Raw genomic sequence first — 10,081 nt, 5'->3', positions numbered from 1 at the left:
CGCCGCCGGGCTCCCGTCCTGCGAGAGCCTGACCACGACCGACGCCATCGCCGCCGCCCTGGCCGCCTCGCTGCCGCGCTTCGCCGCGCTGCCCGGTGTCGCGCCGCCGGCGGCGTTCCGCGTCGTCGGCTCCCGCATCGCCAGCCAAACCCGCCGTTATTCCGGCCGCACCGCGATCGATGCCGGGCGCAACGTGCACGAACCGAAGCCGCCCGTCCCGGCGGACTCGCCCTTCAGCGCGACGATGGAAGGCCATCACGGCGCCATGCCGCCGGCCCTGCGCCCGGTCTTCTGGGCGCCGGGCTGGAACTCGGTGCAGTCGCTCAACCGCTTCCAGGCGGAAATCGACGGCCCGCTCAAGGGCGGCGATCCCGGCGTGCGCCTGTTCGAATCCCGGCCGGACGCCGCGCGGCCCTATGACGCATCGATCCCCGCCGCGTTTTCCTGGCGGCCGGACGAATGGCTCGCGATCCTGCTGCCCCGCGTCTTCAATGACGATGAACAGGCCGGCCGCGCCCCGCCCATCCGCGAACGCGCGGCCCCGCCCGCGCTCGTCCTCAACGCCGAGGACGCCGCCTCGCTCGGCGTCGCCGCCGGCCAGAACCTGGCCTGCGAGATCGGCGATGCGCGGGAGGACCTCGCGGTCGAGATCGATCCCGCCCTGCCGCGCGGCGTCGCCGGGCTCGCCGGCTTCGCGCAGAGGCCGCACGCCATCCCCGCATGGCTGCGGCTGCGCCCGGCGGAGCCGCCCGTGTCATGACCCACGGCAACGAGATCGTCATCGGCCTGCTGAACGTCGTGATCGGCCTCGCGGTGCTGATGGCGGCCGCCGCGCTGCTGACCTGGATCGAACGCCGCCTGCTCGGCTTCTGGCAGGACCGTTACGGCCCCAACCGCGCCGGCCCCTTCGGCGTGCTCCAGGTCGTCGCCGACGGCATCAAGCTGCTCTTCAAGCAGGACTGGATTCCCCCCTTCGCCGACCCGGTCATCTTCGTCCTCGCCCCGGCCATCTCGATGGTCACGGTGATGCTCGCCATCGCCGTCGTCCCGGCGACGCCGATGATCGGCATCATCGGCAATCTCAATGTCGGCCTGCTGTTCTTCCTCGCCATGAGCGGGCTCGGCGTCTACTCGGTGGTGCTCGCCGGCTGGTCGTCGAACAACAAGTTCTCGCTCCTCGGCGGCATGCGCGCCGCCGCCCAGATGGTCAGCTACGAGGTCTTCATGGGGCTGTCGCTGGTGGGCGTGGTGATGCTCGCCGGCTCCTTCAACCTCACCGATGTCGTGCACAGCCAGCGGCATCTCTGGTACGTGGTGCCGCAATTCATCGGCTTCGTCGTCTTCTTCCTCGGCGGCATCGCGGAAACCCACCGCCTCCCGTTCGACCTGCCCGAAGGCGAGAACGAACTCGGCGCCGGGTTCCACACCGAATATTCCGGCATGAAGTTCGGCATGTTCTTCGTCGGCGAATATATCGGCATCATCGTCGTCTCGGCGATGACGACGGTGCTGTTCCTCGGCGGCTGGTATGGCCCGCTGCTGCCGCCCTTCCTCTGGTTCGCGATCAAGACCGGGTTTTTCGTCGCCTTCTTCATCCTGCTGCGCGCCGCCCTGCCGCGCCCGCGCTACGACCAGTTCATGGCGTTCGGCTGGAAGATCCTGCTGCCGCTCACCTTGCTGAACATTCTCGTCACCGGCGCGCTCATGCTCGCCGGGCCGGCCATATGAAGGGGAGGGGATCATGCTGAGTTCGCTGGTCACGCTCTGGTACACGTTCCTCCACCTGTTCCAGCGCAACGTGACGGTATCCTATCCCGACGAGATGCCCTATCTCGCGCCGCGCTATCGCGGCCGGATCGTGCTCACCCGTGACCCGGACGGCGAGGAACGCTGCGTCTCCTGCTATCTCTGCGCGGTCGCCTGCCCGGTCGACTGCATCAGCCTGCAGAAGACCGAAGCCGAGGGGCGCTGGTATCCCGAATTCTTCCGCATCAATTTCTCCCGCTGCATCTTCTGCGGCTTCTGCGAGGAAGCCTGCCCGACCTACGCGATCCAGCTCACCCCGGATTTCGAGATGAGCGAATACGACCGGCAGAACCTCGTCTACGAGAAGGAACACCTGCTGATCAGCGGCACCGGCAAGTATCCCGACTACAATTTCTACCGCGTCTCCGGCCTCGCGATCCCGGGCAAGGACAAGGGCGAGGCCGCGCGCGAGCGCAAGCCGATCGACACGCGCAGCCTGCTGCCATGAACGCGGACGGGAAGGGGAGGCATAGCGGATCATGAACGCCACCTTCGTCATCTCCGCGATCATCGCGGTCGTCGCGACGGCGATGATGATCACCCGCCCCTCCGCCGTGCACGGGCTGCTCTATCTCACGGTCTCGCTGCTCGCCGTCGCCCTCGTGTTCTTCGTGCTCGGCGCGCCCTTCGCCGCGGCGCTGGAGGTCATCATCTACGCCGGCGCCATCATGGTCCTGTTCGTCTTCGTGATCATGATGCTGAACATCGGCGAGGCGGCGGCCCGGCTCGAAAGCAGCTGGCTGCATCCCGCCACCTGGGCCGGCCCGTCCATCCTGGCCCTGCTGCTGGCCATCGAGCTCGGCGCCGTCGCTCTCTCCGGCGGCCTGCCGCACCCCGCCACGTCGGTGATCAGCGCCCATGCGGTCGGTGTGGCGCTGGTCGGCCCCTACATGCTCGCGGTCGAGCTCGCCTCGTTCCTCCTGCTCGCCGGCCTGGTCGCGGCGTTCCATCTCGGCCGCTCGATCATGGGAACGGACTAGCGGGATGGCGACGGTTCCGCTCGGCCAGGGCCTGCTGCTCGCCGCGGTCCTCTTCGCGCTGGGCCTCGTCGGCGTGCTGGTCCGCCGCAACCTGCTGTTCATGCTGATGTCGCTCGAGGTGATGCTGAACGCGGCCGGCGTCGCCTTCATCGTCGCCGGCGCCCGCTGGGCCTCGCCGGACGGGCAGATCATGTTCATCCTCGTCCTCACGCTCGCCGCGGCGGAAGTCTCGGTCGGCCTGGCACTCATCCTGCTGATGCACCGGCGGATCCCCACGCTCGATGCCGATGCCGGCGACGGTCTGAGGGGGTAGAAAGATGCAGCATTTCCTCTGGCTCGTCCCCGCGCTGCCGCTCCTCGGCTCGATCGTCCTGATGCTCGGCACCGGGCGCCTGTCGCACCGCGCCGAGGCGCTGATCGGCGTGCTCTCGGTCGGCCTCGCCGCCGTCGTCGCCTTCGCCATCGCCGGCGCCTTCCTGCTCGATCCGCCGGCCGGCGCCGCCTACCAGCAGTCCCTGTGGCGCTGGTTCGCGGTCGGGCATTTCTCCTTCGGCATCGCCCTGCGGGTCGATCCGCTCTCGCTGCTGATGATGCTCGTCACCAGCGGCGTCGGCTTCCTCATCCATCTCTTCTCGACCGAGTTCATGGAGGGCGAGGAGGGCTACGGCCGGTTCTTCGCCTATCTCAACCTCTTCGTCGCCGCCATGCTGCTGCTGGTGATGGCCGACAATTTCCTCGTCCTCTACGCCGGCTGGGAAGGGGTCGGGCTCTGCTCCTACCTGCTGATCGGCTTCTGGTGGCGCGACCCCGCCAACGGCCTCGCCGCGCGCAAGGCCTTCATCGTCACCCGCGTCGGCGACACCGCCTTCCTGATCGGCCTGCTGCTGATCGCGAGCCGCCTTGGCACGCTGAACATCGCCGGGGCGATGGACGCCGCGTCCCGCACCTGGCATCCCGGCTCGCCGGCCGCGACGCTGATCGCCTTCCTCCTGCTCGGCGGCGCCGTCGGCAAGTCCGCGCAGTTGCCGCTGCAGACCTGGCTGCCCGACGCGATGGCCGGCCCCACCCCGGTCAGCGCGCTCATCCACGCCGCGACGATGGTCACCGCCGGCGTCTACCTCATCGCCCGCACCCATGTGCTGTTCCTGCTCGCGCCGGCGGCGGAAATCACCGTCGGCATCGTCGGCGCGGCGACGCTGCTGCTCGCCGGCTTCAGCGCCCTCGCGCAGAACGACATCAAGCGCATCCTCGCCTATTCGACGATGAGCCAGATCGGCTACATGTTCCTCGCCCTGGGCGTCGGCGCCTGGCGCGCGGCGATGTTCCACTTCATGACGCACGCCTTCTTCAAGGCGCTGCTGTTCCTCTCGGCCGGCGCCGTCACCATGCGCCTGCATCACGAGCAGGACATCTACCGGATGGGCGGCCTCGCCCGCCGCCTGCCCGCCGCCTTCTGGAGCTTCCTGATCGGCAGCGCCGCCCTTGCCGCCCTGCCGCTGATAACCTCGGGGTTCTACAGCAAGGAGGCGATCCTCTCGGGCGCCTGGGCCGACGGCAATGGCGGCCGCGTGCTCTGGCTCGCCGGCGTCATCGGCGCCTTCGTCACCGGGGTCTACATCTTCCGCGCCGTCTTCATCGCCTTTTTCGGCGAGGAGCACACCCATGTCAGCGGCTCCTACGGCTGGCGCGTCATCGTGCCGCTGGTGGTGCTCTCGGTGCTCTCGCTGGTCGGCGGCTTCATCGAACTGCCGCCGGCCTTCGGCCACGTCACGCTGCTCTCCAGGCTCCTCGCCCCGGTGCTGCCCCCGACCAGGGAGGTGACCGACATGACCCCGCTGCTGCTCGCCAGCGCCGCGTCCATTCTCGGCATCGCGCTGGCCGCCGTGCTCTACTGGCGCCCGTCGCGCCCGCCGGCCGAAACGCCGCTCTGGCGCTTCTGGCACGCCGCCGCCGGGTTCGACGCGCTCTATGACCGCCTGCTGGTCCGCCCCGTCATCTGGGCCGCCCGGGTCGACCGCGACGATTTCATCGACAGTTTCTACGACGGCATCGCCTGGGCCACGCAGGCGATCCACCGGGCGATCCGGCGCACCCAGACCGGCCGGGTCCGCCTCTATGCCGCGAGCCTCGCCATCGGCTCGGTCGGCCTCATCGCGATCGCGGTGCTGCGATGATCCTGTTCTGGCTCCTCATCTTCCCGGCGGTCGGCGGCGTGCTGGCCTGGATCGCCGGCACCCGCAACCCGGATGCCCCGCGCTGGGTGTCGATCGCGGTGCTCACGCTCGAACTTCTCATCGCACTCCCCCTGATCGGCGCCGCCGCCGCGCCCGGCCATGGCGCGTGGATCGCGCAGTTCGACCACTCGTGGATTCCGCAGCTCGGCATCTCCTTCGAACTCGATCTCGACGGGCTGAGCCTGGTCCTGATCCTGCTGACGATCGTGCTCAGCCTCATCTGCGTCGTGATCTCCTGGACCGAGATCACCGACCGTTCCGGCCTGTTCCACGCCAACCTGCTCTGGACCACCACCGGCGTCATCGGCGTCTTCCTCGCGCTCGACCTGTTCCTGTTCTTCTTCTTCTGGGAACTGATGCTGGTGCCGATGTATTTCATGATCGCGCTATGGGGCCACGAGAACCGCTCCTACGCGGCGATCAAGTTCTTCCTCTTCACCCAGGGCAGCGGCCTGCTCATGCTGGTGTCGATCCTCGTGCTCGTCTTCATCCACCAGCGCGCGACCGGCGATCTCACCTTCGACTATTTCGCCCTGCTTGGCACGAAAATGAGCCCGACCACCGGCTTCCTGCTGATGCTCGGCTTCTTCATCGCCTTCGCCGTGAAGCTGCCGGCGGTGCCGTTCCACACCTGGCTGCCGGACGCCCACACCGAAGCCCCGACCGCGGGTTCCGTGCTGCTCGCCGGCATCCTGCTGAAGACCGGCGCCTACGGCCTGATCCGCTTCGTGGTGCCGCTGTTTCCCGCGGCGGCGCACGCCTTCGCGCCGGTGGCGATGGCGCTCGCGGTCGCCGGCATCCTCTACGGCGCGCTGCTCGCCTTCGGCCAGAACGACCTCAAGCGCCTGGTCGCCTACAGCAGCATCAGCCACATGGGCTTCGTCCTGCTCGGCGTCTTCGCCTGGAGCACGCTCGCCCTGCAGGGCGTGGTCGCGCAGATGGTGGCGCACGGCATCAGCACCGGCGCCCTCTTCGTCCTGGTCGGCGCCCTGCAGGAACGCATCCACACCCGCGACATGCGGCGCATGGGCGGGCTCTGGGGGCAGGTGCCGCGCCTGTCCGCCTGCGGCATGTTCTTCGCCATCGCCTCGCTCGGCCTTCCCGGCCTCGGCAATTTCATCGGTGAATTCCTGATCCTGCTCGGCAGCTTCCAGGCCAGCGTGGTCTTCACCGTCATCGCCACGTTCGGGCTGGTCGCCGCCGCCGCCTATTCGCTGCTGCTGGTCCAGCGCGCCTTCCACGGCGCGGCGCGGGAACCGGCACCCCATCGCGCGATCGCCGATCTCTCGGCGCCGCATCTCGCCGTCATGGCGGTGCTGGTGGTCGCCATCGTCGGGCTCGGCCTCTATCCGCAGCCCGTCTTCGACGAGGTGGCGCCGGGCCTCTCCGCCGTGCAGCACAGCGCCGCGGTCTCGGCGGCGCTGCCCGAGCACCTCGCGGAGCGCGCGCCATGACCGCCCCGGCCATGACCGCCCCGGCCTTCGCCGCCTTCGCGCCCTTCACCCTGCTCGGCGCGGTGACGATCCTGGTCATGCTGCTGATCGCCATCCGCCGCGATCACCGCCTCGTCGCCCTGTCGACCATCGCCGGCCTGCTGCTCTGCTGCATCGCCCTGCCGCTCGCCGCTCCCGCATCCCCCGTCGCCGTGACGAAGCTGTTCGTGATCGACGGCGCCGCCCTGTTCTATGCGGGCCTCGTGCTCGTCTCCGCCCTGGTCGTCGCCGCGCTCTCCTGGGTCTATCTCGACCGGGTGGGCGAGGGGCCGCGCGAGGAATACTATCTCCTCCTGCTCACCGCGACGCTGGGCGCCGCCATCCTGCCGGCGAGCGTGCATTTCGCCTCGTTCTTCCTCGGCATCGAAACGCTCGGCATCTCGCTGCTCGGCCTGATCGCCTATGCCGGCCCGCGCGGCAGCGCGGCCGAGGCGGGCACGAAATATCTCATCCTCAGCGGCGCCGCCTCCGCCTTCCTGCTGTTCGGCATGGCGCTGATCTATGCCGCCTTCGGCTCGATGTCCTTCGCCCGCATCGGCGCGCTCGCCCATCAAGCCGGCCCGGCCGATCTCTACCGCCTCGCCGGCATCGCGCTCATTCTCGCCGGCGTCGCCTTCAAGCTCTCGCTGGTCCCGTTCCACATGTGGACGCCCGACGTGTACGAGGGCGCGCCCGCGCCGGTCACCGCCTTCATCGCCGTCGTCTCGAAAATCGCGGTCTTCGCCGTGATCCTGCGCTTCTTCGCCCTCGCCGGCGCTCATGCGGATGCCTCGCTCCGCGCCGGCATCGCCGCGGTCGCGATCCTGTCCATGCTCGCCGGCAACCTGCTCGCCCTGCTGCAGACCAACGTGAAGCGCCTGCTCGCCTATTCCTCCATCGCCCATCTCGGCTACCTGCTCGTCGCCTTCCTCGCCGCCCCGGCGCTCGGCGTCGATGCGGCGGCCTATTACCTAGCCGCCTACGCGGTCACCAGCCTCGGCGCCTTCGGCATCGTCGCGCTGCTCAGCGCGCCGGGCGCGGGGCGCGATGCCGACCGGATCGAGGATTACCGCGGCCTGTTCCGCACCCGCCCGTTCCTCGCCGCGAGCCTCGCGCTGATGCTGCTCTCGCTCGCCGGCATGCCGCCGACGATGGGCTTCATCGCCAAGTTCTACCTCGTCGTCGCCGGCGTCGGCACCGCCCTGTTCTGGCCGGTCGCCGCACTCCTGCTCGGCAGCGTGATCGGCCTCTACTACTATCTGCGCATCCTCGTCGCGATGGCGCTGCCCGCCCCCGGCGATGCGGAGGCGCGACATCCGATCGCCGTGCCCCCGCTCGGCAACGCGGTGATCGGCGCGCTGCTGGTCCTGCTGGTGGTGCTCGGCGCCTATCCGGCGCCCGCCCTCGCGCTGATCCGCATGACCATCGGCCACGGCTGACCGCCGCCACCGCCGCCCGTCATGGCCATGCGCCCTACCGCTGTGCATCCTGCATGGCTGGTCACCCCGCCGCCGCCTCAAAATGCTGGCATCGGGACGGCGGAAGAGTCATACTCCCGATAACGTTTGAGTGATGGCCCGCGCATGGCGCGCCATAGTCGGATGCACCGCCTGCACGGGCAGGCGCACCAGCCCGGAAAGCGGTTTCCAGCATCCGCCTGTGCCGGATCTCCATGCAGGCGGGCGTTTCGGTCCTGTCCTTCACGGAACGCGGAGAAAAGTCATGACAACGATACGCCAGGTGCTCGACCAGAAGGGCTGGGGCGCCATCGTGCTCAGCGCGAATCATTTCATCCCGCAGGCCGCGCGGTTTCTCACCGCCAAGCGCATCGGCGCCGCCCCGGTGGTCGACGATCGCGGCGCGCTGGTCGGCATGCTCTCCGAGCGCGACATCATGCGCTTCGTCGGCGAATTCGACGGCGACATCAAGGACCGCACGGCGGCCGACCTGATGACGACGCTGGTCGCCTCCTGCACGCCCGAGGCGACGATCCTCGACGCGATGCTGCTGATGACGACGCATCGCTGCCGCCATCTCCCCGTCTTCGAGGACGGCGTGCTGGCCGGCGTCGTCAGCATCGGCGATCTGGTGAAGGCCCGGCTGGAGGAAGCCGAGTTCGAGGTCGATTCGCTGCGCGCCTACATCGTCTCCTGACGCATCCCGTGCGTGGGCCTCACCGGCTCGCCGGCAACCCCCGCGCGAGCAGCCCCTGCATGCCGGCCTCATTGACGGGCTGGCCGAAATAGAAGCCCTGCACGCAGGCCGCGCCGAGCCGGCGCACATGGTTGAGCTGCACCTGGGTTTCGACGCCCTCCACCGTGATCGGCATCCTGATGGCCGTGGCCATGCCGACGATCGCGTTCAGGATCGGCGTCTCGTCCGTCTCCGCGCGGATCCGGCGGAGGAAGGACTGGTCGATCTTCATGGCGTCGAACCGGAACGCATCGAGCTGGGCGAGGGACGAATAGCCGGTGCCGAAATCGTCGAGCACGAGCCGCACGCCCAGCTCCCGCAGCCGGTGCAGCGTCGCCAGGTAATGGCGGTTGCGCGAGACGAGAACGGTTTCGGTGATCTCGAGATGAAGCCGGCGCGGGGCGAGCCCGGTCGCCTCCAGCACATCGCGCACCAGCGCCGGCAGATCGGCCAGTTCGATCTGCCGCGGCGAGACATTGACGGAAAGGCCGACGGCTTCCGGCCACCGGCACGCGGCGGCGCAGGCCTGCCGCAGCACCCAGGCGCCGATCGGCGCGATCAGGCCGGACTCCTCGGCGAGCGGGATGAACTCCGCCGGCGGAATGCGGCCCTGCTCCGGATGGTTCCAGCGCAGCAGCGTTTCCGCGGCGGCGATCGTGCCATCCGCGGTGCGGACGATCGGCTGGAACGCCAGTTCGAGCTCGCTGCGCCCGAGCGCGTCCGCGAGGTCGCGCTTGAGCTGCCGCTTGCGCAGGCTCTCCTGTTCCATCGCCGGCGTGAACACCCGGAAACTCCCCGGCGCCTCCGTCCGAGTCTCGTACAGCGCGAGATCGGCATGCCGGCACAGCCGCGCCGCGTCCCGATCCGCGAGCGAGGCGATCGCGAGGCCGATCGACAGGCTGATCCGCAGCGACAGGTCGCCCAGCTCGAACCGCTCCTCCATCGCGCCGACGATCCGCCGCGCCAGCGTCGTCGCATCCCCCGGCCGGCGCATGCCGTTCAGCAGGATCATGAATTCGTCGCCGCCGGTCCGCGCCAGGATGTCCCGCGGCCGCAGGCACGATTTCAGCCGGCGGGCGACGGTCTTCAGCACCTCGTCGCCCACGCCGTGGCCGAATGAATCGTTGATCTCGGTGAAGTAGTTGACGTCGGCGCAGATCAGCGCCATCGCGCGGCCCCTGGCCTGCGCGGTCAGCGCCGCCTCGAGCCGGGTGAAGAATCCCCTTCGGTTGAACTCCCCGGTGAGCGAGTCGGTTTCCGCCGCCTCGATCAGCCGGTCCTGCGTCAGCTTCCGCTCGGTGACATCGCGGACGAACAGCGAGATGTCATCCTCGCCCGGATAGAGATCGGCCTCCAGCCAGCGCCCGGTCGGCGCCCATGACAGTTCGAGCCGCAC

9 protein-coding genes and 1 pseudogene are annotated in these 10,081 nt (G+C 69.2%); 9 read left to right on the top strand and 1 reads right to left on the bottom strand.

Features of this window, described 5'->3' with window-relative positions; all coding sequences use genetic code 11:
• The 9 genes and pseudogenes from APM_RS10615 to APM_RS10575 form a co-directional block, all read left to right on the top strand.
• Window positions 1–760, top strand: a pseudogene (locus tag APM_RS10615) (NADH-quinone oxidoreductase subunit G); the annotation flags it as partial.
• Window positions 757–1,728, top strand: coding sequence for an NADH-quinone oxidoreductase subunit NuoH (nuoH, locus tag APM_RS10610; RefSeq protein WP_007423371.1), 972 nt, complete (start codon window positions 757–759; stop codon window positions 1,726–1,728). The pseudogene APM_RS10615 and the gene nuoH, both read left to right, overlap by 4 nt.
• A 13-nt stretch (window positions 1,729–1,741) precedes the next feature.
• Window positions 1,742–2,254 (top strand): NADH-quinone oxidoreductase subunit NuoI, encoded by a 513-nt coding sequence (gene nuoI, locus APM_RS10605; protein WP_007423370.1) that lies wholly within the window; start codon window positions 1,742–1,744, stop codon window positions 2,252–2,254.
• A gap of 31 nt (window positions 2,255–2,285) precedes the next feature.
• A complete protein-coding gene (gene nuoJ / locus APM_RS10600; protein WP_007423369.1) occupies window positions 2,286–2,786 on the top strand; it encodes an NADH-quinone oxidoreductase subunit J in 501 nt (166 codons plus the stop codon).
• A gap of 4 nt (window positions 2,787–2,790) precedes the next feature.
• A complete protein-coding gene (gene nuoK / locus APM_RS10595; protein ID WP_007423368.1) occupies window positions 2,791–3,099 on the top strand; it encodes an NADH-quinone oxidoreductase subunit NuoK in 309 nt (102 codons plus the stop codon).
• A gap of 4 nt (window positions 3,100–3,103) precedes the next feature.
• The gene (gene nuoL / locus APM_RS10590) at window positions 3,104–4,960 is read left to right on the top strand and encodes an NADH-quinone oxidoreductase subunit L (RefSeq protein ID WP_007423367.1); all 1,857 of its coding nucleotides are present in this window, start codon (window positions 3,104–3,106) and stop codon (window positions 4,958–4,960) included.
• Window positions 4,957–6,474 (top strand): NADH-quinone oxidoreductase subunit M, encoded by a 1,518-nt coding sequence (gene nuoM / locus APM_RS10585; protein ID WP_007423366.1) that lies wholly within the window; start codon window positions 4,957–4,959, stop codon window positions 6,472–6,474. The genes nuoL and nuoM overlap by 4 nt, the downstream gene beginning before the upstream one ends.
• A complete protein-coding gene (locus tag APM_RS10580) occupies window positions 6,471–7,931 on the top strand; it encodes an NADH-quinone oxidoreductase subunit N (protein ID WP_007423365.1) in 1,461 nt (486 codons plus the stop codon). The genes nuoM and APM_RS10580 overlap by 4 nt, the downstream gene beginning before the upstream one ends.
• Before the next feature lie 283 nt (window positions 7,932–8,214).
• Window positions 8,215–8,646, top strand: coding sequence for a CBS domain-containing protein (locus tag APM_RS10575; protein WP_007423364.1), 432 nt, complete (start codon window positions 8,215–8,217; stop codon window positions 8,644–8,646).
• A 19-nt stretch (window positions 8,647–8,665) separates the two neighbouring features.
• Here APM_RS10575 and APM_RS10570 read toward each other — a convergent pair.
• A partial coding sequence (locus tag APM_RS10570) for a bifunctional diguanylate cyclase/phosphodiesterase (protein WP_007423363.1) occupies window positions 8,666–10,081 on the bottom strand: 1,416 nt, incomplete at its 5' end.

It is taken from the genome of Acidiphilium sp. PM (genome assembly GCF_000219295.1).
GTDB classification, from domain to species: Bacteria; Pseudomonadota; Alphaproteobacteria; order Acetobacterales; family Acetobacteraceae; genus Acidiphilium; species Acidiphilium multivorum.
Note: the sequence above shows the minus strand (reverse complement) of the source record. Positions and strands in the feature narration are given on the sequence as shown.

Coding starts and splice junctions, on each gene's coding strand:
- nuoH (WP_007423371.1), top strand. CDS start 757: ATGACCCACGGCAACGAGATCGTCATCGGCCTGCTGAACGTCGTGATC.
- nuoI (WP_007423370.1), top strand. CDS start 1,742: ATGCTGAGTTCGCTGGTCACGCTCTGGTACACGTTCCTCCACCTGTTC.
- nuoJ (WP_007423369.1), top strand. CDS start 2,286: ATGAACGCCACCTTCGTCATCTCCGCGATCATCGCGGTCGTCGCGACG.
- nuoK (WP_007423368.1), top strand. CDS start 2,791: ATGGCGACGGTTCCGCTCGGCCAGGGCCTGCTGCTCGCCGCGGTCCTC.
- nuoL (WP_007423367.1), top strand. CDS start 3,104: ATGCAGCATTTCCTCTGGCTCGTCCCCGCGCTGCCGCTCCTCGGCTCG.
- nuoM (WP_007423366.1), top strand. CDS start 4,957: ATGATCCTGTTCTGGCTCCTCATCTTCCCGGCGGTCGGCGGCGTGCTG.
- APM_RS10580 (WP_007423365.1), top strand. CDS start 6,471: ATGACCGCCCCGGCCATGACCGCCCCGGCCTTCGCCGCCTTCGCGCCC.
- APM_RS10575 (WP_007423364.1), top strand. CDS start 8,215: ATGACAACGATACGCCAGGTGCTCGACCAGAAGGGCTGGGGCGCCATC.